The sequence below is a fragment of the Neorhizobium sp. PAMB6716 genome (assembly GCF_058242805.1).
This window is the reverse complement of sequence record NZ_JBZAYW010000002.1, coordinates 864,153-887,365: the sequence shown is the minus strand read 5'-3', so window position 1 is coordinate 887,365 and position 23,213 is coordinate 864,153. Positions and strand designations below refer to the sequence as shown.

Below are 23,213 nucleotides of genomic sequence, written 5' to 3'. Positions count from 1 at the left end.
GCCTGGTCGCTTTGCAGCTTTGCACCGTCGAAACGCCATCCCCGATCGAACGCCTTTCCCGCAGCGCCGACCTTGAGCAAAGGCCGCGGAGTGAAAACACTCCGCGGCCAGTTCTTCGCACCAAAGGCGAATTATTCAGCAATATCGACCGCTTCGAAGGTGAAGTCGCCGAGCGGGCTCTGGGTAAAGCCGGTCACACCCTTTGCCATCGGAACGACGGCGAGCGAGTGGTCGATGGTTGCCCAGGGAGCCTCTTTCTTGAACACGACCTGTGCCTGTTCGTAGAGCTTGGTGCGCTCGGCCTGGTCAGAGGTGACCTTTGCCTTCTTCACCAGTTCGTCGAACTCCTTGTTGCACCACTGCGCGCGGTTGTTGCCACCAACGGCATCGCAACCCAGCAGCGTGTCGAGGAAGTTGTCCGGGTCGCCGTTGTCGCCGGTCCAGCCGAGGATGGCGGCACCGTCACGGTTCTTGTCCTTCGAACGCTGCAGGTATTCGGCCCATTCGTAGGAGACGATCTCGACCTTGACGCCGATCTTGGCAAAGTCGTCCTGCATGATTTCGGCCGCACGACGCGCGTTCAGCATGTAGGGACGCGAAACCGGCATCGCCCAGATCTTCATCGACAGATCCTTGACGCCGGCGTCTGCCAGCATCTTCTTGGCAGCGTCCAGATCGTAGGTGTCGTCCTTGGTTTCCTTGTTATAGGACCACATGGTCGGCGGGATCGGGTTGGTTGCCGGGGCTGCCATGCCCTGGAAGACGGATTCGACGATCGCCTTCTTGTTGATCGCCTTGTTCAGCGCGATGCGCACTTCCGGCTTGTCGAACGGCGCCTGCGTGGTGTTGTAGGCGAGGTAGGCGATGTTGAGGCCTTCCTGCTCCATGACCTTCAGGTTCGGGTCGGCCTTCATCGAGGAGACGTCGGCAGCGTTCGGGAACGGCATCAGGTGGCATTCGCCGGCCTTCAGCTTCTGGTAACGAACGGCAGCATCCGTGGTGATGGCAAAGACCAGATCGTCGATCTTGGGCGCGGTGCCCCAGTAATCGGCGTTCTTCTTGAAGCGGATGACGGCATCCTGCTGGTAGGCGACGAAGGTGAACGGACCGGTGCCAACCGGCATCTGGTTCAGCTGTTCCTTCTTGCCGGCCTTATCGAGGCTGTCGGCATATTCCTTGGACAGGATCGATGCGAACGGCATGGCAAGGTTGGCAAGGAACGGTGCTTCCGGACGGTTGAGCGTGATCTTGACCGTGAGGTCATCGACCTTCTCGACGGACTTGATCAGCTTGGGGAAGCCCATGCCATCGGCATATTCCCAGGTGCCGCCGGAAATGTACTTGTTCCAGGCGTTCTTCTCGTCGATCTGGCGCGCGATGGAGAACACGACGTCGTCAGCGTTCAGCGTGCGCGACGGCGTGAAGAATTCGGTGGTCTGGAACTTGACGTTCGGGCGCAGTTTGAACGTGTAGACCGTGCCGTCAGACGAGATGTCCCAGCTCTCGGCGAGAGCAGCTTCCGGCTGCGTCGTGCCCGGCTTGAATTCGAGCAGACGGTTGTAGACCGGATGCGCGGAGGCATCGAAGGTCGTGCCGGCCGTGTAGAGGCCGGGGTCAAAACCTTCCGGCGAGCCTTCCGAGCAATAGACGAACGTCTTTGCGCTGGCGGCGGTGGAGAGGAAGGAGGCTGCGAGCAAGGCCGCAGCAAAGCCAAATTTAAAGTTCATTGAAGTCTCCCATCGGCATCGACGCGGATTGCCGCATGTGCCGGTTGTCTGGATTTGAAATCGCGCAGCCCGTTTATCTTGTTATTCTTCCCACGCGGTGGCTCACCATATGACCTGTTCAGCCATGTTCTCGAATAAAAGCAGCAAGCGATGCCGGCAGCTTATTGGACAACACGGCTTCCCTCATATCCATAAGCCCCACCTTGTAAAGACTGCTTACGCTGCAAGGGCTGGGGAAACAGTATTATTTTTTGCCGGCTTTCCAAACTGAAAAAAATGTGCGGCGATCATGAAATAAAATTGCGCCGTTTGTGGCAGTGCAGCAAAATTCACTGCGCAATTCCGGCAGTTCAGGGTCATTCATTCGAAGAAATGCCCTTTGCGCAGGATCCGGCGCCGGGAGCGCATGCCGCCGGGCGCCCATCGCTTCACGCCCACACGGTTTCCACTCCGGGTTTTGTCGCCGGCTGTTGCACGCGCGGGCTCGCTGGCCCGGATGAAATCGTCAGGCCGGGGCTTCCGGTTGCGACAGTTTATGAGCTATGAGCTAGGTAGGAAACTTTTACTAAACACCGCCTGAAAGCGGGGCCGCACCCTGCGGTTCCGGAAAAATGACATGGTCACCATCAAGGAAATTGCCAAGGCTGCCGGTGTCTCGCCCGCCACGGTGTCACGCGTCCTCAATTACGATCCCTCTCTTTCGATCTCGGCTGCCAAGCGGCAGGCGGTCATCGAGACGGCCGAGGCGCTGAACTATGCCACACCACGCAACCGAAACCGCACGCAGGCGGGGCCTCTACAGCTGCCCAACCGCCTTCTTGCCATTCCCCGGCTTGCCATCGTGCATTTCCTCGAGCCGTCAGAAGAACTGATCGACCCCTATTACATCGGCGTGCGGCTTGGCATCGAGAACCGGTGTCGGGAATACCGCATCGAGGCGGTGAAGGTTTTTCACTCCGAAACCGTGGCAGCCGCCGCACTCCTGCAGAGCGTGTCCGGCGTGATCGTGGTCGGCAAACACGCACGGGCGGAAATCGAATGGCTGCTGGAGCACTGCCGGCACCTGGTGTTTGCTGATTTCGTGCCCAAGCAGGAGGATCTCGATTATGTGTGCAGCGACCTTGGCATTGCCACCCGCAAGATCCTCGACGGGCTTCACGCCTGCGGTTATCGTCGCATTGCCTTCATTGGCGCGCAGGATCCGGTCAGCTCAGACGGACGGCGGTTCGGCGAGCGGCGCTGCAGCGCCTATATCAACTGGCACCGCGAACGGGGCACCTTCGACGAGCAGTTGATGGCGCTGGGCGAGCATGAGGGCGCCGGCCAGAACCTGCGGCTTGAGGTGGGATATGAACAGGCAAGCGAAATTCTGGCCCGCGGCGCGCCACCGGATGCGCTGATAACGGCCAATGACAACCTTGCCATCGGGGCCTACCGGGCCATCCGGGAGGCCGGGCTTTCCATCCCGCAGGACATTGCCGTCGTCTCCTACAACGACATTCCAGTGGCGCAGTTCCTGAACCCGCCGCTATCGACCGTTCGCATCCTGAGCGAATCGATCGGCGAAACGGCAGTCGACCTTCTGGTCGAGCGGATCCACGGCCGGGAATATGCCAAGCACGTCAACCTGCCGACCGAAATGATCTGGCGTGAGAGCTGCCGCAAGCCGCTCCCCTGACCTCCCCCCACGGATCGCTTTGTTTTCCGACGCACCGGGTTTTGAAAAATCCCCGGCGGAACGGTCAGGTGCGCGCCTTCGCACCTGCAAAAAATATTTAGTAAAACTTTCCTTGCCATCGGAAATCTTTTCCGCTTAGTTCCATGGCAGGCGGAGGATCGCCGTAGCTTGGTGTTTTCTGGGAGGAGAACATGGACACATTGCCATTGAAGACATTTGCCCTGCGCGCGGCACTGGCGGGCGCAACCCTGCTTGCGGCGGCGCCGGCTTTCGCCGGTGAAATCACCATCTGGTGCTGGGACCCCAATTTCAACGTTGCCGTGATGCGCGAAGCCGGCGCGCGTTATACCAAGGCGCATCCGGAAACGACGTTCAACATCGTCGATTTCGCCAAGGCCGATGTGGAGCAGAAGCTGCAGACGGGACTTGCCTCCGGCACCACGAACGCCCTGCCCGATATCGTGCTGATCGAGGATTACGGCGCGCAGAAGTTTCTGCAATCCTTCCCCGGCGCCTTTGCGCCTATGACCGGCAAGGTCGATTATTCCGGTTTTGCACCCTACAAGGTGGAGCTGATGACGCTGGAGGGGGAAACCTACGGCATGCCGTTCGACAGCGGCGTCACCGGGCTTTTCTATCGCCGCGATTATCTGGAGCAGGCAGGTTTCAAGCCCGCCGATCTCGAGAACATCACCTGGGATCGCTACATCGAGATCGGCAAGTCCGTGGAGGCCAAGACCGGCAAGAAGATGACGACGCAGGAGCTTAACAATGGCGGCATGACGCGCATCATGATGCAGTCGGCCGGCAAATGGTATTTCAACGCTGATGGTGAGCTTGATGTCACCGGCAACGCCGCGCTGAAAGGGGCTCTGGAAGCCCAGGCAAAGATGGTGAAGGCCGGCATCGTGAAGCCCGCCACCGGCTGGAATGATTATGTCAACGCCTTCACCTCAGGCGACGTCGCCTCTGTTGTCACCGGCGTGTGGATCACGGGCACCATCAAGGCGCAGACCGCGCAGGCCGGCAAGTGGGGTGTGGCACCCACGCCGCGGCTCGACATGGCCGGTTCAACGAACGCCTCCAACCTTGGCGGTTCGAGCTGGTATGTCATCGAAAGCTCGAAGGAAAAGGATGAAGCCATCAGTTTCCTGGCCGAAATCTACGGCAAGGATATCGAGTTCTACCAGAAGATCCTCGCCGATCGCGGCGCTGTCGGCTCTCTGACCGCCGCCCGGTCCGGTGCGGTCTACCAGCAGGCGGATGCGTTTTTCGGTGGTGAACAGGTCTGGCAGCGTTTCTCCGACTGGCTGGCCAAGGTTCCGCCCGTCACCTACGGCATCTTCACCAATGAACTCGACAACGCCGTGACCGCCAACATGCAGGCGCTGATTGCCGGAAAACCGGCAGATGAGGTGCTGAAGGATATCGAGGCGCAGGCCCAGACGCAGATCCAGTAACACCAGCCCGAACGCGTTTCCTGCCGGCGACATTCGCCGGCTCCTCCCCGGTCGTGCGGCAAACCTGCCGCATGGCTGGAGGTGGAAGGCAAGGCAGAACGGCAGAGCGGAAGTGTGAGGCCCGGGTGGCAAACGTCATGGCACAGAACAGGCGCGGCGGTCTGAAGCGGTATTACGATGTCAACGGCTGGCTGTTCATCGCGCCGGCGCTTCTTCTGATCGGCATTTTTCTGATTTACCCGATCATCAGCTCGCTGACGCTCTCGGTCTATTCCGGCCGCGGCATGATGATGAAGTTTGCGGGCTTCGGCAATCTGGTGCGGATCTACAATGATCCGATTTTCTGGAAGGCGCTGACCAACACCTTCACCTTCTTCATCATCCAGGTGCCGATCATGATCGTGCTGGCGCTTGTCATCGCCAATGCGCTCAACAATCCGAAGCTCAGATTTTCCGGCCTTTTGCGCACGGCGATCTTCCTGCCCTGCGTGTCCTCGCTGGTGGCCTATTCCATCCTGTTCAAGAGCATGTTTTCAGTCGATGGCATCGTCAACCGCACGCTGATCGGCCTTGGCCTCATGGACCAGCCGCTCAACTGGCTGACGGATCCTTTCTGGGCAAAGGTCGTGGTCATCACCGCCATCACCTGGCGCTGGACCGGCTACAACATGATCTTCTATCTCGCCGCCTTGCAGAATATCGACCGTTCTATCGACGAGGCGGCGCGCATCGACGGCGTGCCCGCCTGGGGCCGGTTCTTCTACCTGACGATCCCGATGCTGAAGCCGGTGATCCTGTTTACCACCATCACCTCCACCATCGGCACGCTGCAATTGTTCGATGAGGTCTACAGCCTGACCGAGGGCACCGGCGGCCCCTCGAATGCAACGCTGACGCTGTCGCTCTACATCTACAATCTCACCTTCCGCTTCATGCCGAACTTCGGTTATGCCGCAACGATTTCCTATGTGATCGTGGTGCTGGTGGCGCTTCTCTCCTTCCTGCAATTTTATGCGGTGAGGGAACGCCGATGAGCACAAACGTCCTCAGCGGCCGCCACACCGCACGGGTTTTCAACGCCATCCGTTATGGCCTGCTCTTGCTTGCCGCCTTTCTCTCCGTCTTTCCCTTCTTCTGGATGCTGATCGGCGCCACGAATATTACGGCCGACATCAACACCGGAAAGGTGACACCGGGCACGGCGCTCTTCGACAATATCCGCGCCTTCGTGGCGCAGGTCGATCTACCGATCGTGTTGTGGAATTCGGCCAAGATCGCCATCCTCGGCACCGCCGTCACCATTATCGTGTCGTCCATTGCCGGATACGGCTTCGAGATGTTCCGCTCGAAACTGCGCGATCGGATCTATACCGTCATTCTCCTGACGCTGATGGTGCCGTTTGCCTCCATCATGATCCCGCTATTCATGATGATGGCAAAAGCCGGCCTCATCGATACGCATCTTGCCATCGTGCTGCCGACGCTCGCCTCGGTCTTCATCATCTTCTATTTCCGCCAGGCCTCGAAAGCCTTTCCCGCCGAACTGCGCGATGCCGCCAAGATCGATGGGCTGAAGGAATGGCAGATCTTTCTTTTCATCTACGTGCCGGTGATGCGCTCCACCTATGCAGCAGCCTTCGTCATCGTTTTCATGACCAGCTGGAACAATTATCTCTGGCCGCTGATCGTGCTGCAATCGAACGGGACGAAGACGATTACCCTCGTCGTCTCCTCCCTCGCCTCCGCCTACTACCCCGATTACGGCGTCGTGATGGTCGGAACCGTCCTCGCCACGCTCCCCACCCTTTTCGTGTTTTTTGCCATGCAGCGCCAGTTCGTCCAGGGCATGCTTGGTTCCGTCAAATAGGATTGTTTCGATGCGCATGACCCATCTTTTCAACGATAACTGGATTTTCAGCCAAGGTTTCGAGGAGGCCTCGAAGACTGCGCTTGCCAAGGGCGAGACGGTTCGCCTGCCGCACAATGCGCTTGACCTGCCGTTCAATTATTTTGACGAGACCAGCTACCAGCGTCCGTTCACCTACCAGAAGATTCTTGCCTTCCAGCCGGAATTCGAGGGCCGCGAGGTCTCCATCGTGTTTGATGGCGCCATGGCGGACGCTGAGGTTTTTCTGAACGGCGAAGCCGTGATTGCCCACAAGGATGGTTACACACCCTTCGAGGCCCGGCTGACCGGCCGCCTGAAGGCCGGCGATAACCTGATCACCGTGCGCATCGATGGCAGCGAAAACCCCGGCATTCCGCCCTTTGGCGGACGTATCGATTACCTCACCTATGCCGGCATCTACCGCGATGCCTGGCTAAAGGTGACGACGCCGGTCTCGGTCGGTTCTATCAAAGTGGAGACGCAGGACACGCTTTCAGACAAGAAGGGCGTCACCGTGCGCGTCGATCTCGCCAATCCGGCAGAAGTCGCGCTCGGTGGCCAGCTCAAGGTGGCGCTGAAGGACGGTGACCGGGTGATCGCCACCCAGACGGCGGATGTGGCAGATCATCGCCACACCTTCACCTTTGCCGGCCTTGACGGCCTGTCGCTCTGGGAGCCGGATCATCCGGCCCTTTACCGGGCGGAGGTGACGCTGGAGAGCGGCGCCGGCAGCGACAGCCAGACCGCGACCTTCGGTTTCCGCACCGCCGAATTCACCGTCGAAGGGTTCAAGCTCAACGGCAAGGTTTTGAAGATCCGCGGCCTCAACCGCCATCAGGCCTTTCCCTATACCGGTTATGCCATGGGCAAGCGGGCGCAGGAGCGCGATGCGGAAATCGTCAAGAACGACCTGAAGTGCAATCTGGTGCGCACCTCGCACTACCCGCAGTCGCCCTGGTTCCTCGATCATTGCGACCGCATCGGCCTTCTGGTGTTTGAGGAAATCCCCGGCTGGCAGCATATCGGCGACAAGGAATGGCAGGCGGAATCCGTGCGCAATGTCGAGCGCATGATCACCCGCGACTGGAACCATCCCTCGATCATTCTCTGGGGCGTGCGCATCAACGAATCCCAGGACAATCACGATTTCTACGCCGAGACGAACCGCGTGGCGCGTGAGACTGACCCGACCCGCCAGACCGGCGGCGTGCGCTTCATCACCGAAAGCGAGTTCCTCGAAGACGTCTATACGATGAACGACTTCTACCTCGGCAGCGAGGAAATGCCGGGCGCCAATCATGCCCGCACCCCGCTGCGCGACCAGCAGACCTGCACCGGCCTGCCGACCAAGGTTCCCTACATGGTGACCGAGTTCAACGGCCACATGTATCCGACCAAGCGCCATGACCAGGAGGCCCGCCAGGCCGAACACGTGACGCGCCACCTGCAGGTGCTGAACGCCATGTATGGCGACGCGTCCATCTCGGGTGCCATCGGCTGGTGCGCCTTCGACTACAACACCCACAAGGATTTTGGCTCCGGCGACCGCATCTGCCACCATGGCGTGATGGACATGTTCCGCGAGCCGAAGTTTGCCGCCTACGCCTATGCCAGCCAGTGCGAACCGGAAGAAGAGATCATCCTGAAGCCGGTGACGTTCTGGGCGCGCGGCGAGCGCAATATCGGCGGCATCATGCCGCTGATCGTGCTCACCAATTGCGACGAGGTGGAGTTCGTTTATGGCAGCCACCTGCGCAAGCGCGTCGGGCCGGATCGTGAAAGCTATCCGCACCTGCCGCATCCACCCGTCGTCATCGACCGCCGGCATTTTTCAGCCGAGGAACTGGGCAGCTGGGGCATGGCATGGCTGGATGGCGAAGTGATCGGCTATCGCAACGGCGAACCCGTCGCGAGAGTGAAATTGTCCGGCGGGCCGCTGCCGACACACCTCCAAGTGGTTGCCGATGACGACACCCTGCCGGCCGCCACCAAGGATCAGGTGCGGGTGATCGTGCGGGCGCTCGACCAGACCGGCAATCTGCTTCCCTTCCTCGATGAGCCGGTAACCGTGACGGTGACCGGACCGGCAAAGCTGCTCGGCCCGTCCAATCCGGTCCTGACGGGTGGTGCCACCGGCTTCTGGCTGGAATCGACCGGAGAGGTCGGGCCGATCGAAGTCACCGTGTCATCGGCGCGGTTCGAGACGCGCACCCTTGCGCTATCAGCCGTGTGAAAAAGAGGAAGACCGCATGAGCGCGCTATCGCTGCAGGGCATCCGCAAATCCTACGGGTCGCTGGAGGTCATCAAGGGTGTCGATCTCGACATCCAACCGGGCGAGTTCACGGTCTTCGTCGGCCCTTCCGGGTGCGGAAAATCGACGCTTCTGCGCATGATCGCCGGGCTGGAAGATATCAGCGGCGGCGATCTGATCATCGGTGACGAGCGGATGAACGATACCGATCCATCAAGGCGCGGCATCGCCATGGTGTTTCAATCCTACGCGCTTTACCCGCACCTGACAGTGCGCCAGAACATGGGCTTTGCGCTGCGTTTTGCAGGCGTCGCCAAAGCCGATATCGAAAAGCAGGTCATGGAAGCGGCGCGGATTCTTGAACTGGAACCGCTTCTGGATCGCAAACCCGGGCAACTCTCAGGCGGCCAGCGCCAGCGCGTTGCCATCGGCCGGGCCATCGTGCGTCATCCCAAAGTGTTCCTGTTCGATGAACCGCTCTCCAATCTCGATGCGGAACTGCGCGTTCACATGCGCATGGAAATCGCCAAGCTGCACAAGAAGCTTGGCACCACGATGATCTACGTGACGCATGACCAGGTGGAGGCGATGACGCTTGCCGACAAGATCGTCGTGCTGCGCGCCGGCATCGTGGAACAGGTGGGAACGCCGAGAGAGCTTTACAGCGATCCGCAGAACCGTTTCGTGGCCGGCTTCATCGGCTCGCCGAAAATGAACTTCTTGCCCGCTGTGACAGTCTCCGGTGAGGGGCAGCCGGCAGTGCGGCTTGATGATTTCAACGCGATCCTGCCGATGACAGGGCTGGAGACCGCGCCGCCCCCGGGAACGCCCGTCACCGTCGGCCTTCGCCCGGAAGCGTTCCGCACGGGTGGCGACTGCACGCTGTCTCTCGACATCGAGATGATTGAATATCTTGGCGGTGAGACTCTGGTTCACGCCCGCGGCAGCGGCGAGCTTGTCACCGCAAAACTTGCGCATGCCGTCTCCGTGCCTGATGGCGAAAAACTCCAGCTGGCCTTTAGCAGCCAGGACCTCCTGTTTTTCGACGCAAGCGGCATCCGCATCCGCTAACCCCGCAGCGCTTATCCGCATCCGTCAATCAAGGCAGGCTCACCGCCGGGCGAAAGCCGGATGTGTCACGTCCTCCGGGTTGCCGCTTGCGCGTGGCACCTCGTGATGGAGGCCGCGCCTTGCCCGCCGTTTGAAACAAGACGAGGATGAACTTTAGAATATGATGCAAATGTGATTTTATCCGCTTACTCTCTATTTCGTATTTTGCTTATATAGATAGACAGGATACTGCATTGCGATTGCGCACAGCGCAACGCGTGGAAAAGTATCGTGTCATCGATGATCTATGAAGGCAGGGACTTGAGGGGACAGAGAGAAAAGCGAACGCAATGAGCATACAGTTTGCGAAAACCCAGCAGTTGGACAAGGCCGAAGATGCCAGATCTCTCAAGAGATGGCTCTATGTTAGCCTTGTACGTCTGGCTTTCCGCAACAACTTTGCCAATATCAGCGTCAACTTCGCTGCCGGCTTCGGTTTCGTCCTGATCATCTGGTCGTCCGGCTATGGAAACAACGGGTTTCTGGTCACCTGGCTTGCGACGCTTCTGGTGCTGTCGCTTGCGCGGCTTGCTCATTCGGTCTGGGTCATGCGGCGCCTGCGGGCCGAGCCCGACATCACGCAGGAACGGTTGCGGCCCCACGTCGTCCTTTACGCGACCGGCTTGCTGCTGGCTGCCACCCTCTGGGGCATCATGACGGTAACGGCCGTGCTGGATGGCGATGGCGAGGGCCGGCACGCGGCGCTGGTGATCATTTCGGCGCTGGCGGCGGGGGCGACCGGCATTCTTGCCCCGCAACTGGTGATCGGACGCCTCTATATCTCGGTGATGCTGCTGCAGGGGTCGGTGGCGCTTGTTCTTACAGACCCGCCACAATACCTGATGGCCGGGCTTGGCGTCGTTTTCACCATCGTGATGCTGATTGCCCATCGCAACAACCATCAGGTGCTGCGCCAGAGTTATGAGCTGCAATATCGCAACAACGACCTCGTCACGAAGCTGGAGGCCGAGCGCAACCTGCTGGAAAACCTGAACGCGACGCTGGAAGCGCGCGTGCGCCAGCGCACGGTGCAGCTGAGGGAGCAGGCAGCTCAGGATCCCCTGACGCGGGTTCTTAACCGCAGCGGCCTGATGCAATGGTGCGCCGAACAAGAGGAACTGGTGACCTCGACCACCGGTTTTGCCGCCATCTTCATTGATCTCGACCGCTTCAAGCAGATCAATGACGGCCTTGGCCATACGGTGGGCGATATCGTGCTGGTAGAGGTGGCAAGACGGCTGAGCGCCGCCCTCGGCAAACACGGCGCGCTCGGCAGGTGGGGCGGAGACGAATTTGTCGCCATCGTTCCCACGCCGTCTGAGGGCGCGGCAAACTGGTCCGCGGCACTCGCAAACCGCATGCGCTTTGCCGTGGAGGAACCCATTGCCGTTGCAGGGCGTCCGCTGCAGGTGGGCTTCAGCGCCGGCATTGCCGTCACCTGCAATGACCGCCTGAGCGTCAAGGGCGCGATCCACCGCGCCGACCTTGCCGCCGGCGATGCCAAGCGCAAGGGGCGCGGAATCACCGAGGTCTATCGCGAAAAGCTGCTGGCCGAGCAGGAACGCAACCTCGCCCTCGTTCAGGCGCTGAAGCACGCTGTGGCCAAGGGCGAACTGTCGGTGGTGTTCCAGCCGGTGGTGCTGGCCGGATCGCACGCCGTGCATTGCCATGAGGCTCTGTTGCGCTGGAACAGCCCGGATTTCGGCCCTGTTGGCCCCGACGAGTTCATTCCGATTGCCGAGGATACCGGGGAAATCGTTGCAATCGGCGCCTTTGTGCTGGATGCGGCGCTGCGGGAAATCATGCGCAGCAGCGGTCCCGGTGGTCATTCACGGCTGGCGGTCAACGTGTCGCTGCGCCAGTTGATCGCACCCGGCTTCTTCGACATCGTGCGCTCCAGTCTGGAGCGTCACCAGGCGCATCCGGCAGATCTTGTGCTGGAGGTGACGGAATCCATTTTCGATACGCGCAGCCAGCCGCTTATCAGGGCGGTGCTGCAGGAACTGCATCTTTATGGCGTGGAGATCCATATCGACGATTTCGGCACCGGTTATTCCTCCCTGTCACGCTTGCATGAGATGCCGGTGCAGGCGCTGAAGATCGACAGGTCCTTCGTCCAGGCGCTCGACAGTCATGGACGGGCGATCATCGAGGGCACGGCACTCATCGCCCGCAAGCTCGGCATTGCCATCGTGGCGGAAGGTGTCGAGACAAGCCGGCAGGCAGCTCAGCTGGAAGAGCTTGGCATCGAGTACCTGCAGGGTTACCTCTTCGGACGGCCAAGCCCAAGCCTTGTCATGCTGCCGCAGTCGAAAAGCGCCTGACATTTGCGGCCACGGGGCCGGAGCGCGTTTTGCCTCAGGCCTGTCCATCTTCGGCGGCAAAGGCGTGGCAGAACCTGGCCCAGCCGCCATGGCCGGTTTTCTTGCGCCGGTAAAGCGCCTGATCGGCATAACGCATCAGCGTCTGCAGATCGGCAGCATCCTGCGGATAGCAGCTGATACCGAGACTTGCGCCCACCGACAGTTCCTTCGCCTCCCACATGAACGGCCGCGAGAGCGCAGCACAGATCCGGCGCGAGACCTGCTCTGCCTCTTCAGGCGCGGAAAGACCCGGCAACAGCACCGCAAACTCATCCCCGCCGAGCCGACAGATCGTTCCGGTTGGCGGAACCGCCGCCCGCAGGCGCGCAGCAACCGTCTTCAGCACCGCGTCGCCGGCATCATGGCCGAACTCGTCGTTGACCGACTTGAAGCGGTCGAGATCGATGATCAGCACCGCCATCGAGGCGGACGGATGGCTTTCGTGCCAGCGCAGTTCGAATTGCCAACGGTCGGTCAACGCCCGGCGGTTTGAAAGTTCGGTCAGCGGATCCTCCAGCGCGATACGTCGAAGCGCATGCTCCACAGCCTTGCACTGGGAGATGTCCTCGAACGTGGCAATCGCGATGCCCTCGTAACGGTCGACCGTGCCACGGTGGAGCGTGGTGACGATCGTGCCATCGGCGCAGCGCAGATCAAGCTCGATGCCGGAGCTTGCCGCATTGCCAAGGCTGTTACCGTTACGCAGGTTTTGCCAGAGGATCCGCGCACGATGGCGTTGTTCCGGATGGCAGCAGGCTGCGTCCAGCCATTGCTCCACAGAGGTGAAGCAGCCATCCAGGGTTCCGAACCTGTCGGTAAAGGCATGATTGGCGGAACGGACGTTAAAATCCTTCAGCGAGGCCCAGAACAGGGCAACCGGCGCCGCATCGAGAACCGTGCGAAGTTCCCGGCGATTTGGTTCTGCCTGTAGATCCCTAGACTCAATCACTTCCGCCATGCCCTTCCCCGACCTGCCGCTCCCGTGGCGCCTGACGGGCAAGCCTGTGGCTTCCGGCAGGGCGAACATGGGGGCGGTGCCACCCCTTTGAAGCCGCAGATCCTGGAGGCGTGATCCGCTGCTTCGAGAAGAGATGAACATGGTCCGCGTCACGCGGGCGTCACACCGTAGGCGTGGTGGCCGCAGAAGGGCGATGATGGGGCGTTTCAGCGCCGTTGCAGAACTTTTGACGCGCAGCGCAAGGCACCGTTGCGGCTGGCAAGGTGGCTCCAGCCGGGAACACCGATGACCTCGAAACCGAGGTTCTGCCAGATCAGGCAGTTGGCCGCGTCGAAGCCGGTAACATCCTCCACATCGCCAAACTGCGCAAGCCAGACGAGCGGTTTTGTCCGGCCCGGCCGCACGGCGTTTTCCAGAACGACATTGTTGTAAAGCCGCGCCAGCCTCTTGCCGCTATCGGGCGTGACGACGAAGGGAACCGGATTGCGGATCACGGAAAACCCCTGGCTCTCCAGGAACGCGACGGAGGCATCAAGCTGCTGGCGGGCCTGATCGACCAGCCGGCTTTCGAGGCCATCGGTCAGGCAAGGCTCCGCCACCAGCAAAAGCGGGCACCCGTTGCGATAAAGCCCCGTGACGGAGACGAACTGATCGACGTGAAAACCATGCTGGTGCAGCCGCTCGCCACCGGGCGCGCGGTAGCCAAAGACGTGGACCGGTCGGTCGTCCAGCGTCTCCAGAAGGCCAAATCCCGCCGGCGCATTACTGTCCGGCGTCGGGTTCGAAAAACGGTTTCGCGCGAGGCTGGAGGCGCCGACCAACCGGAAATCGGCCCCTACCAGCTGGTTGCCTCCATCGAGATCGGCCATCGCCGTCTGCGCCTGCCAGCCGAGACACCTGGCCAGCGCCGGGCCGATGGCAGCATTGGGGCGGCTGAGGATTTCCGATCCCCGCTGTACGCTCCCCTCGCCTTCGCGTATATGAAAAAGGTCCTGAATCCAGGGACTTTGCCGCGCGCCTTCGGGCACGTCGAGCGTCACCAGCGTGACGGGAGATGCCGGGGAAAGTGTGGAGAGCCATCCCTCCGCGTCCGCGATCCGTGTGCGATCCACCAGCATGAAAATTGCAATTTCGGCCGGCAGCGCGCAGACAAGGTTTCCGATCGGCAGCAGCGGCCGGCTCCAGCGATCAAATGTCTCTTCGCTGAAAAAGGCCGAGGGGATGGAGAGCGCGACTTTTTTAATCAGCCCGCCGCAATCGGCAACAAGGCGGGCCGGCTGTGCGTTTTGCATCAGGCACGGCTCCGGGCGTTTTGGCGTGAAAGAAGGCTGCGGAAGAACAGCGTATCCTGAAACCGCCAGGCGCCGGCGGAGGGGGCAGCGACCGATCCTGCCTGAAGGGTTTTGATGAGGATACGGGCATCCGCCTGTTTGACGGAGCGAACGCCAGCGGCCAGACGATCTGCCATCGCACCCTCAAAGCCGCCTTCGCGCGCGATGGCCCGCCATGTGCGTCTCGAAAAATGCAGGCGGCGGGCGGCGGCTAGCAGCCGCGCATGCTCGTGCTTGCCAAGGTTTTCCTTGAGATCATCGATGGTTGCCTCGGCATCAACAAGTGCGAGCGTCAGCGGCCGGTAGGCGAGATCGGCGGGCGCATGGGACAGCGCCACATCGGCATCGCTGACACGCCGGCCATCGCGATAATCGGCAAACACTTGGCCCATCCCCACCATGCCGAAGGCTTCGCATTCGGCAGCGCGCAAGGCTCCCATGCTGGCTGCCCCGATAACGGCCACGCCTTTGGAGAGGGCAAACAGGATTTCCTTGTGCCAGACGGCGGCGCAATCGCCGTAGAGGCCGTCGATCAGGCCGATCACCTGCGCACCACCTTGAACGGCCGCCAGAAGTTCGCCGCAGGCAGCAGGGCCTTTGAAGGTGATGCCTGTCAAACCGGAGAGATCGAGCCCATGCACCGATGGCCCGGCAAATATCACCGTGGAGCAGTCTGTTGGGCTGTCTGGGGGGCTATCTGGCGTCACGATTTCAAGAACCCGCTCAGCGTGTTGAGGGAAAGCTGGTTGAGGCCGGGATTGCCGGTCGAAAGACCATCTGCGAGCACCCTTGCCACAAAAATGCCGGGCACGCCGGTTCCCAGCGGAAAGACATAGATATCGCGCACTCCGACCTGAAACAGGTGCTGCGCCAGCTGCCGCCACACCGGCCCATGGCCGTCTGTGGCCCCGCCGCTTGCCGCAAGATCAAGCGCTTGCGGGACGTCGCCGGGAACCGCCGGAGCACCGGAGCGGGTGGAAAAATCCGGCCGGTAGCGATCCGGCGAAAGATCGTCGCGGGCGCCGCTGATATCGGTGAGGCGCGACTGGATGGCTTCGAGAAGTGCCGAAAGCGCGGCCTCCAGCGGATCGAGCCGGCAGGCAATGCCGGCGGCGTGGCGGTGGCCGGGCCCAGTGTCAGACATCAGCGGCCGCTCGATGCCGGCCAGAATGACCGGCACGCCGGTTGCGCCGGTCAGGTCGAAGAAGCGCACCGGAAGGCCCAAGGCTGCAAGGCGCGCCAGAAGCGCATCCAGTTCCGGCAGCCGCCCCGGCGCAATGGTAATGGCGCGCAGGCCAAGCGCACGGGTCTCGAACGTATCGATCAGCACGCAGGCATCGTGCTCGACCAGTTCCAGCAACGCATGCAGCACCACGCGGTCTTCATCAAAGCCGGCCGCCATGCCCTGCGAGGTCATCTGGAATGCCTTGCGGTCCCAAGGAAAATCGGCGCGAAAATCCATGCCGACCAGTTCATAGGGCGCATAGACTGCCCGATTATCGCGTGCAGAAAATCCCTTGACCCAGGCGCGTTCACGGTTCGCATCGAAATGATCGGGATTGACGCGGGCCATGCGCTCCAGCGGCACCGGGCAAAGGCCGCGCGCGACAAGCGCATCGGGCGTTCCCTGCTCGCGCACATGCCGCCCGGTTTCCTCGCCCACCGCCCCTTCGATCGCCTCCATCACCGCCGATAGTTTGGCTTGGCGCACGCTCAAGCCCTTGCCCTGCGCCACCGAAAGGCCACGGGAATTCGGCCGGACGGCAAACCACACCGGCACCCCGATCACATCCAGATCCGTCACATCCCCGACGCGGGTAATCCCGAACCGCCTCAGCAGTTCGGGATCGTCCAAAAGCCTGTCAGCCGGATCGGACGCGCCGCAGGGGGTGGAAAGGCCTGCGGGATTGGTCCGCTCATGCTGCATTGTTCACGGCGTGGTGTTTGGCGTGTCGGACAGGATGGCGTCGAACAGGTCGCCAGTGGTTGCACCGCTCGGGCCAACTGCCGTGAGTGCGCTTTCGATTGGCATCAGAACGAAACGATTGCAATCCCAACCGGCGTCCGTGATATCGCCGACGAAAGTGAAATCTGCTTCAGAGACAACCGCGCCGCCCGCAATCAAGGTCTCAATACCTTGGATCTGTGGCTGGTCCAGATTGGTTTCAGGCTGGCCATCCTGTCCAATCAGCATTGCCTTAGCCGAAGCTGCCACTTTTGCGTATCCGTCGACACCGGGATGCTCTGCTTCATAAGCGACGATTGTCTCGTGCGATACCTGAGCGACACGCAGTGGAAACGTCCTTACAAACAAGACGCCCGCACCCTTTTTTCCGATGATGTAAAGCTGAGAATTATTCATGGTATCTCCTAATTGATGCCTGCCAAGCGCAGGGCGTTGTATAAAATCGTGTTGTCCTGAGAGTTCTTGTCTGGAGAAACGCCGCTAATGTCTCTGGCTGTCTGGCCCGGGTACATTTCCTGAAGGCGTCGCCCATATGTTCTCGCAGCATTGATATTGCCGCTAAGCGCATGGCTTGCGGTCAGCACACGCAATGCGGGCTCATCATTTGCCATGTGACTGCAAAGTTCCACTGAAGTTGTGTAATCCTCCCTTTTAAATGCGATGCAAGCACCCGCCCACCAGTAGATGTCGGGGGCGAGCGGGTTGAGGTCTATGGCCTGCTGGAAACGGGTCCAGGCGGCATCCGGCTGGCCGAAATGGGCGAGCGCATCAGCGTGCTGCAAAAGCAGGTCGGCGGAATTGGGGGCGAGCGCCTCGGCCTCGAAAAAGCGCTGGGCGGACGTGTCGAAATCGCGCCGGTAAAGCGCAACCACGGCGCACATCCAGTGGCCCATGCCGGACGCCGGGTCGATGTCGAGCGACGCCTCGGCCTCGGCCTTTGCCCGGTGCAGAAGATGCGGATCGCCGCCGCCGAGCATCAGCCATTCCAGCTGCAGCGTCTGGGCAATGCGGGCGCGCGCTGCTGCCATTTTGCGGTCGAGTTCCAGCGCCTTGCGGAATTCTGCCCGTGCCCGTCTCAAGGACGGCAGGTCGCATTTGCCGCGCAAAAGGTGCTGGCCGGCCAGAAGGCGCTGATAGGCGGTGGGATCTTGCGCGCGGAAGGTTTCGATCTGCAGCCTTTCGATCTGTTCGGCAAGTGCTGCGGCAATCTGTTTCGACAGCAGCCGGAAGGCCGCATGCACCTGCTCGGCATCCAGCGCCACTTCCAGCGCCCATACCACCTCGGCTGTTTCCTCCTCCACCAGCGCAAAGGACAGGCGCGTCGGCTCGATGAGGGTGGAACGCACGCGGTAATCGGCGCGCAGGGACTGGTAAAGCTTGCCCGACGCATCACCTGCCGAGGCAAAGCTGCTGTGCGGCGCAAGCACGGTAAACGTGCGGTAGCGCACCAGGCTGTTTGCGACATCCTCGACAAAGGCCGAGGCGATGGGAACGGACAGGCCACCCGGTGCCAGGATGACCGGCGGCAGGAAGGCGACGCGCGGTTTTTTTGCTGCCTTGGCCACCTCGGCCGGCTCGGATGCCGGCGGCTCGTCGCGAGCGGGTGCGGCATAACTTCTGTTGCGTCTGTGCAGCGCAAGGGTTGCCGGATCGGGAGTTCGCCCGTCCAGCAGCAATTGCCGGGTGAGCGTCTCGAACATCCGGTCGCTTGCGGCGATATCGCCGGCACGCGCATAAGCGGCCATCAGGGCGCGATACGTCTCCTCCCGCTCCGGCTCCAGCCTCAGCGCCACATCGGCAAGCGCTGCGATCTCAGTGGTCTTCGTCATCGCAAAGCGCGTGAGATCTTCAAGGGTCTGGCCGAAGGCGGAAAAGAAAAGGTCTTTTAACCGTTGCCGCTCGGAGATCAGCCAGAGGTAAAACTGCTCCTGGTTTTCCTCAAGCCCTGCCAGCAGGTCTCCGCCCACGCTCAAAAGCGTCTGCAGGCGCTGGCCGGCATCCTCCAATGTCAGCGCAGAGAGGAACACGGCCAGATCAGACCTTTGCGCCAGCGCACCGGCACCAAGACCGGCAGCCGTGGCGTTGACGAAGGCGCCCTCTTCCGTTGCGAGCGGTTGCAGCCGCGACAGCAGTTGCCGCAGGTTTCCCAGCGCCCGCTTCTGGTCGGCATCCTCCCACAGAAGGGAGGCCGCCGCCTGACGGGTGAGAAACTGGTTGGGCGAAAGCAGAAGGGCGGCCACGAGAACGAACCCCTTGGCCGGGAAAAATGCCGGGCCGTCCCCTTCCCATCGGGGGGCGCCAAACAGCCGGATGGATGGTTTCCCTTGGTCGCCGCTCACGATCCCACCTCTTTGCCAGTATCCGTCGCTGAACGCGGCATCACAAGACAGGATGCCAAACGTTTGACGCTGGTGTGACGCTGTTTGTGCATGATTCTCTTGAAGTTAAATAGCAGAGGAACCCGTCCGGATACCATTCTGCCGGTCAAATAGAAATGATGAACCGCATGACATTCAATTCTTCTTACTTGCAATTTTCTTCATATACAGAGCCCTACCAACGGGCGGATGACGTCGGTTACGTGATCACCGAGTTCATGTGGTTCAAAGGTTATCCATTTTACGCAATCGGTGCCTTGACTGAAGCAAAGGTTGCTTATGCCAGACTTGCGCAAGGGCAGTTCGAGGATGCGGATCAGGACAATTTCGACCTTGTGTTTCGTATGGGCGAAAGTGGCGGCGGGCATTTTTTCGAACTGGTGCTGCGCTCCGACAAGGGCACCGCCTATGGCGGCTGGGTGTGGGGCGAGGATCTGCTGGTGACAGACGAATTCATCAACGGTTACCGTGTTCTGGCCACCACCCATGCCGCCGGACAAACGCATTTCGCCTATAGCCGAAGGCGACGGGGTTACCAGTGCATCGGCCGCCCGCCGGTCGATAAGGCTGCCGTGGTCCTGCCGCACAGGGTGCGGGGTTTTCAGGCCGAAGCGTAAGCAAGCGCCGGATAGGCGTGATCACAATATCTGAGGTTGACAACGCACAGAAAGCAACCTTAAGTATATTTGTCAGCGACGACACAGCTAAAAGAAGAACAGCGTCAGCATAAAATGACGTCTCGTCTGGCCCGCCCACCATTGCCCACGCAGCCCGTGGGCCACTGTGCTGCACCGCATCTGCCTGCTTTATTTGCAAAGACCTATCCCTGCATCAGCCGGGCCATAAAGCCGCATTGTTCCGCTTCACGATCTTTCACCATGCCTCGGGAGGAAAACTGGGATGAGATCTACATGGACACGCCGCACCATATTGCGCGGCATGACAGCCCTTGCCGGCGCCGCGTTTGCGCCACCGCTTCTCTCCAATCTCGGCCAGGCGCAGGCCGCCTACAGAACCACGCAGCCGGATCTTCCCGCCGATTTCGGCCGGGGAAAAAGCGTCGCCATCGTTGGCGCCGGCGTGGCGGGCCTTACCTCGGCTTACCGGCTTGCCAATGCCGGCTTCAAGGTCGTGGTGTTCGAGGCCGACAGCCGTTATGGCGGACGCAGCCTCACCGCACGCCCCTCCAACCAGGACTATCGAAAATGGTGGTTCAAGAAATACCTCGGCACCGAGCAGTTTCCGGCGATGTATGCCGATCGTTACCAGGAGGTGGCGACAAGCCCTGCCCCCGATCTTCAGATCTGCGAGTTCATGGATGACGACTGGAAGCCCGATACGGATCGGGATCCGGTCGAGCTGTTCTTGAATGCCGGACCGGGGCGCATCCCCTCCAACCACGTCAATCTCATTGCGCTCTGCCAGGAGATCGGCGTGGCGCTGGAGCCGTATTTCTTCCAGTCCATGTCCAACCTCATCCAAAGCCAGACCTTTGAAAACGGGGCACCCATCACCTTTGCGCAGGTGACCTATAGTCTTTATGCTGAAATGGCTGAGATGATGTTCCAGGTGGCCCGCGAGGGCATCAAGCTCAAGGGCAGCACCGGCACTGACGAGGCAAAGGCGCTGGACAACCTGTACCGGCTGTTCGGCAATCTCGACGCCAGCGGCGCCATTCAGCCGAATTCGCGGCTGGGTTATACACATCTGCCCGGGGGCTGGCGGGATGGCGGCACATTGCGTGACAGCGTGCCGCTCGACAAGATCCTGGCCTCCGGCTTCATCGGCGATGCAGACGCCAATCCGGAACTGTCGCCGGGATCATTTCTGTTCAACGGCTTCAACATCGACTGGCAGCCGTCGCTGATGCAGCCGATCGGGGGCATGGACCGGATCTGGCAGCAATTGCTGCTGCAGGATGTGCCGGCCACGGCAATCTGGAACGAAAGCCTGCAGACCGCCGCCGGCACCAGCCCCAAGGTCGGCAACCTCGTTCTGCTGAACACACCTGTCATCAGCATTCGTCCCGGCAGCGGCGGCGTGACGCTGCGCGTCAACCCGGCCAACGCCGCAGGCGAGGCCGGCATCCAGCGACACGAGTTCGATTTCTGCATCTCCACGGCAGCGCCGTCTCTTCTCAACCGCCTGCTGATCAAGGAAGGTCTGCCGCAGGCCTTCCTCAACGGGCTCGATGCATTTTCCGTCAAGGGTGAATGGGGCGACGACGATCCGACGCCCAACCTCTGGACCCCGGCGATCAAGGTCGGATGGCAGGGCAAGACCCGCTTCTGGGAAACCGAAGACGAGATCTACGGCGGCATTTCCTGGACCACCGACATTATCGGCCAGATCTGGTATCCGTCGGAGGACTTTACCGCGCATACCGGCATTTTGACCGGCGCCTACAATCGCGGCACGCCGGCGGTGAATTATGCGCGACAGAACAATGTTGATCGTATCACCTCGGCGCGCAACGGCCTTGGCCTGCTGCATCCGAACGCGAAAGACGAGGTTTACCGGGGCTTGTCGATTGCCTGGCAATATATGCCGAACCAGGTGGGCGGCTGGGCCTCGGATACGGCAACGACATCGCCCAATATCTACCGGCAGATCACCACATTCGAACGGTCAGGCCGCTTTTTCTGCGCCGGCGATACCTGGAGCTACTGGCCCGGATGGCAGGAAGGCGCCGTGGCATCGGCCTATTGCGCGATTGCGGCGGTTGCACGCAGCCTCGACCCGCTGGCCTGCCTCGATTGCGGATGTTTTGCTGGGATGAAAGGATAAGCGCAGGCGCGATGCCGGCATCGCCGGTGTGACCGGCTGAAAAACAAAAAGCCTGCCGCGGGAGGAGGTGCGGCAGGCTTTTCGAAAAGAACTGAACGGCGACCGGGAGGAGGAGTGCCGCCGCTCTGCAGACGCCCCTTGGGAGGAGGAGTGGGTCGTCTGACACACGAAGCTCTGCGGGAGGAGGTGCATTGCTTCGATGAAAATGATCATACGCCCAATTCGCGGATTTCATAGGCATTATGTTGCAGTGCAGCTATGCAAAAAACGGGATGCTTGTAACCCTACATTTCGAGGCACGGCATCCGGGCCCCAAACGCAAAAACGCCCGCGGCAATGGCGGGCGTCTGATCGACAATCGAAGGCACGTGACGGGCTTAGAAGCCGACCGAAGAGCGGGCCACATCGCGGATTTCGCCGCGGGCAATGCCCAGGTCGTTCAGCTCGCGATTGCTCATGCGGCCGAGTTCAGTAACCGTCTGACGATACTTGCGCCAATTGTTGAAAGAGCGTGCTACGTTCATGATGATCCCCTTTCCTGAGGTTCCGTTTGACGTCAGCAACCGTATTTGGCTCCGGCGTCGTTTGATGTCCTCTATATAGACCCGGCCGCGGCCAACGAACAGTCGCAATGCCTCACGTCACCTATGCACGCAGCGCAAGGCGCCCCCTCCCTGCCATGTTCGGATGCCTGCGCGTGCATCATTCATGGGCTTTCGGCCAAACGCTGGCACTGCTGGCGCAGCTCAGCGCGGATCGCCGTCGCTGCCGGATGTTCGTGTGTCACGCCTGCTCAACCATGTCGAAAGGCTGTGCAGCAGCCAGAGCACGAGCATGGCAAAACCCGTGGTGATGCCCGCCAGCTGCCAGAAGCCGAGGCCAGCGGCAAGGCCGATTGCGCCGGCAAGCCACATGCCGGCGCCCGTCGTCAACCCGCGCACCGCGCCGCGGGCAAAAACGATGCTGCCGGCGGCAAGAAAGGCAACGCCGCTCGTCAGGCTTTCGATCAGGCGAAGGGGGTCAAGACGCGTATGGTCGGAGTTAAATATCGGCAGATGCGTCATCTCGATTGCGGCAATGGCAACGGTCGCCGATGACAGGCATATCAGGATATGCGTGCGCAGGCCCGCCGCATGCTGATGCCACTCCCGCTCAAACCCGACGATTGCGCCGCAGACAAGCGCGATGGTCAGGCGCAGCGCAATCACGCTGAGCGGCAGATAGGTTTGATGGGCAAATTCATCGGCAAGGGTGGTCATGCAGCGCGTAACAGCGGCAGCACCCTTGATGTTCCCATCGCTGCAGCGGGATGCGA

General features: G+C 60.9%; 18 protein-coding genes. 9 read left to right on the top strand and 9 right to left on the bottom strand.

Annotation, left to right across the window (positions count from 1 at the left end):
* Positions 1-131: 131 nt before the first annotated feature.
* Positions 132-1,727, bottom strand: coding sequence for an ABC transporter substrate-binding protein (locus tag AC4CWH_RS22665; RefSeq protein WP_491286246.1), 1,596 nt, complete (start codon positions 1,725-1,727; stop codon positions 132-134).
* A 616-nt stretch (positions 1,728-2,343) separates the two neighbouring features.
* On the opposite strand from AC4CWH_RS22665, the gene AC4CWH_RS22660 reads away from it, so the two are divergent.
* From AC4CWH_RS22660 to AC4CWH_RS22630, 7 genes are all read left to right on the top strand, one after another.
* The gene (locus AC4CWH_RS22660) at positions 2,344-3,405 is read left to right on the top strand and encodes a LacI family DNA-binding transcriptional regulator (protein ID WP_491286248.1); all 1,062 of its coding nucleotides are present in this window, start codon (positions 2,344-2,346) and stop codon (positions 3,403-3,405) included.
* A 191-nt stretch (positions 3,406-3,596) separates the two neighbouring features.
* Complete coding sequence (locus AC4CWH_RS22655) at positions 3,597-4,865, top strand: ABC transporter substrate-binding protein (protein WP_491286250.1); 1,269 nt, start codon at positions 3,597-3,599, stop codon at positions 4,863-4,865.
* Between the two features lie 137 nt (positions 4,866-5,002).
* Positions 5,003-5,899: a carbohydrate ABC transporter permease gene (locus tag AC4CWH_RS22650; RefSeq protein ID WP_491321580.1), complete on the top strand. Its 897-nt coding sequence runs from the start codon at positions 5,003-5,005 to the stop codon at positions 5,897-5,899.
* Positions 5,896-6,732, top strand: a complete 837-nt coding sequence (locus AC4CWH_RS22645; protein ID WP_491321579.1) for a carbohydrate ABC transporter permease — start codon at positions 5,896-5,898, stop codon at positions 6,730-6,732. The genes AC4CWH_RS22650 and AC4CWH_RS22645 overlap by 4 nt, the downstream gene beginning before the upstream one ends.
* 10 nt (positions 6,733-6,742) lie before the next feature.
* On the top strand, positions 6,743-8,986 hold the full coding sequence (locus AC4CWH_RS22640) for a glycoside hydrolase family 2 protein (RefSeq protein ID WP_491321578.1): 2,244 nt from the start codon (positions 6,743-6,745) through the stop codon (positions 8,984-8,986).
* Positions 8,987-9,002: 16 nt separating this feature from the next.
* Entirely contained in the window at positions 9,003-10,076 is a 1,074-nt protein-coding gene (locus AC4CWH_RS22635) for an ABC transporter ATP-binding protein (RefSeq protein WP_491286258.1), read from the top strand.
* A 329-nt stretch (positions 10,077-10,405) separates the two neighbouring features.
* Positions 10,406-12,439, top strand: a complete 2,034-nt coding sequence (locus AC4CWH_RS22630; protein WP_491286260.1) for a putative bifunctional diguanylate cyclase/phosphodiesterase — start codon at positions 10,406-10,408, stop codon at positions 12,437-12,439.
* 34 nt (positions 12,440-12,473) lie between these two features.
* Here AC4CWH_RS22630 and AC4CWH_RS22625 read toward each other — a convergent pair whose 3' ends face one another.
* The 6 genes from AC4CWH_RS22625 to AC4CWH_RS22600 form a co-directional block, all read right to left on the bottom strand.
* Positions 12,474-13,436 carry a diguanylate cyclase domain-containing protein gene (locus AC4CWH_RS22625; protein WP_491286262.1) on the bottom strand — a complete coding sequence of 321 codons (963 nt, stop codon included), beginning with the start codon at positions 13,434-13,436 and terminating at the stop codon, positions 12,474-12,476.
* 206 nt (positions 13,437-13,642) lie between these two features.
* Positions 13,643-14,728 (bottom strand): hypothetical protein, encoded by a 1,086-nt coding sequence (locus tag AC4CWH_RS22620; RefSeq protein ID WP_491286264.1) that lies wholly within the window; start codon positions 14,726-14,728, stop codon positions 13,643-13,645.
* Positions 14,728-15,408, bottom strand: coding sequence for a TfuA-like protein (locus tag AC4CWH_RS22615; RefSeq protein ID WP_491321577.1), 681 nt, complete (start codon positions 15,406-15,408; stop codon positions 14,728-14,730). Before AC4CWH_RS22615 ends, AC4CWH_RS22620 begins: the two co-directional genes overlap by 1 nt.
* A 62-nt stretch (positions 15,409-15,470) precedes the next feature.
* Positions 15,471-16,694 carry a YcaO-like family protein gene (locus AC4CWH_RS22610; protein WP_491286268.1) on the bottom strand — a complete coding sequence of 408 codons (1,224 nt, stop codon included), beginning with the start codon at positions 16,692-16,694 and terminating at the stop codon, positions 15,471-15,473.
* Between the two features lie 3 nt (positions 16,695-16,697).
* A complete protein-coding gene (locus AC4CWH_RS22605) occupies positions 16,698-17,129 on the bottom strand; it encodes a hypothetical protein (protein WP_491286270.1) in 432 nt (143 codons plus the stop codon).
* 8 nt (positions 17,130-17,137) lie between these two features.
* Positions 17,138-19,072 (bottom strand): BTAD domain-containing putative transcriptional regulator, encoded by a 1,935-nt coding sequence (locus tag AC4CWH_RS22600; RefSeq protein ID WP_491286272.1) that lies wholly within the window; start codon positions 19,070-19,072, stop codon positions 17,138-17,140.
* 242 nt (positions 19,073-19,314) lie between these two features.
* Here AC4CWH_RS22600 and AC4CWH_RS22595 point away from each other — a divergent pair, with 242 nt between their 5' ends.
* Both AC4CWH_RS22595 and AC4CWH_RS22590 read left to right on the top strand, forming a co-directional pair.
* Complete coding sequence (locus AC4CWH_RS22595; protein ID WP_491321576.1) at positions 19,315-19,728, top strand: hypothetical protein; 414 nt, start codon at positions 19,315-19,317, stop codon at positions 19,726-19,728.
* Between the two features lie 283 nt (positions 19,729-20,011).
* The gene (locus AC4CWH_RS22590) at positions 20,012-21,898 is read left to right on the top strand and encodes a flavin monoamine oxidase family protein (RefSeq protein ID WP_491286275.1); all 1,887 of its coding nucleotides are present in this window, start codon (positions 20,012-20,014) and stop codon (positions 21,896-21,898) included.
* A gap of 377 nt (positions 21,899-22,275) precedes the next feature.
* Here the strand turns inward: AC4CWH_RS22590 and AC4CWH_RS22585 are convergent, their stop codons facing one another.
* Together AC4CWH_RS22585 and AC4CWH_RS22580 are read right to left on the bottom strand one after the other, a co-directional pair.
* On the bottom strand, positions 22,276-22,422 hold the full coding sequence (locus AC4CWH_RS22585) for a DUF1127 domain-containing protein (RefSeq protein WP_491286277.1): 147 nt from the start codon (positions 22,420-22,422) through the stop codon (positions 22,276-22,278).
* Between the two features lie 222 nt (positions 22,423-22,644).
* Complete coding sequence (locus AC4CWH_RS22580; RefSeq protein ID WP_491286279.1) at positions 22,645-23,157, bottom strand: MgtC/SapB family protein; 513 nt, start codon at positions 23,155-23,157, stop codon at positions 22,645-22,647.
* Between the last annotated feature and the right edge of the window lie 56 nt (positions 23,158-23,213).

Coding starts and splice junctions, on each gene's coding strand:
- AC4CWH_RS22665 (WP_491286246.1), bottom strand. CDS start 1,727: ATGAACTTTAAATTTGGCTTTGCTGCGGCCTTGCTCGCAGCCTCCTTC.
- AC4CWH_RS22660 (WP_491286248.1), top strand. CDS start 2,344: ATGGTCACCATCAAGGAAATTGCCAAGGCTGCCGGTGTCTCGCCCGCC.
- AC4CWH_RS22655 (WP_491286250.1), top strand. CDS start 3,597: ATGGACACATTGCCATTGAAGACATTTGCCCTGCGCGCGGCACTGGCG.
- AC4CWH_RS22650 (WP_491321580.1), top strand. CDS start 5,003: ATGGCACAGAACAGGCGCGGCGGTCTGAAGCGGTATTACGATGTCAAC.
- AC4CWH_RS22645 (WP_491321579.1), top strand. CDS start 5,896: ATGAGCACAAACGTCCTCAGCGGCCGCCACACCGCACGGGTTTTCAAC.
- AC4CWH_RS22640 (WP_491321578.1), top strand. CDS start 6,743: ATGCGCATGACCCATCTTTTCAACGATAACTGGATTTTCAGCCAAGGT.
- AC4CWH_RS22635 (WP_491286258.1), top strand. CDS start 9,003: ATGAGCGCGCTATCGCTGCAGGGCATCCGCAAATCCTACGGGTCGCTG.
- AC4CWH_RS22630 (WP_491286260.1), top strand. CDS start 10,406: ATGAGCATACAGTTTGCGAAAACCCAGCAGTTGGACAAGGCCGAAGAT.
- AC4CWH_RS22625 (WP_491286262.1), bottom strand. CDS start 13,436: ATGGCGGAAGTGATTGAGTCTAGGGATCTACAGGCAGAACCAAATCGC.
- AC4CWH_RS22620 (WP_491286264.1), bottom strand. CDS start 14,728: ATGCAAAACGCACAGCCGGCCCGCCTTGTTGCCGATTGCGGCGGGCTG.
- AC4CWH_RS22610 (WP_491286268.1), bottom strand. CDS start 16,694: ATGCAGCATGAGCGGACCAATCCCGCAGGCCTTTCCACCCCCTGCGGC.
- AC4CWH_RS22605 (WP_491286270.1), bottom strand. CDS start 17,129: ATGAATAATTCTCAGCTTTACATCATCGGAAAAAAGGGTGCGGGCGTC.
- AC4CWH_RS22590 (WP_491286275.1), top strand. CDS start 20,012: ATGAGATCTACATGGACACGCCGCACCATATTGCGCGGCATGACAGCC.
- AC4CWH_RS22585 (WP_491286277.1), bottom strand. CDS start 22,422: ATGAACGTAGCACGCTCTTTCAACAATTGGCGCAAGTATCGTCAGACG.
- AC4CWH_RS22580 (WP_491286279.1), bottom strand. CDS start 23,157: ATGACCACCCTTGCCGATGAATTTGCCCATCAAACCTATCTGCCGCTC.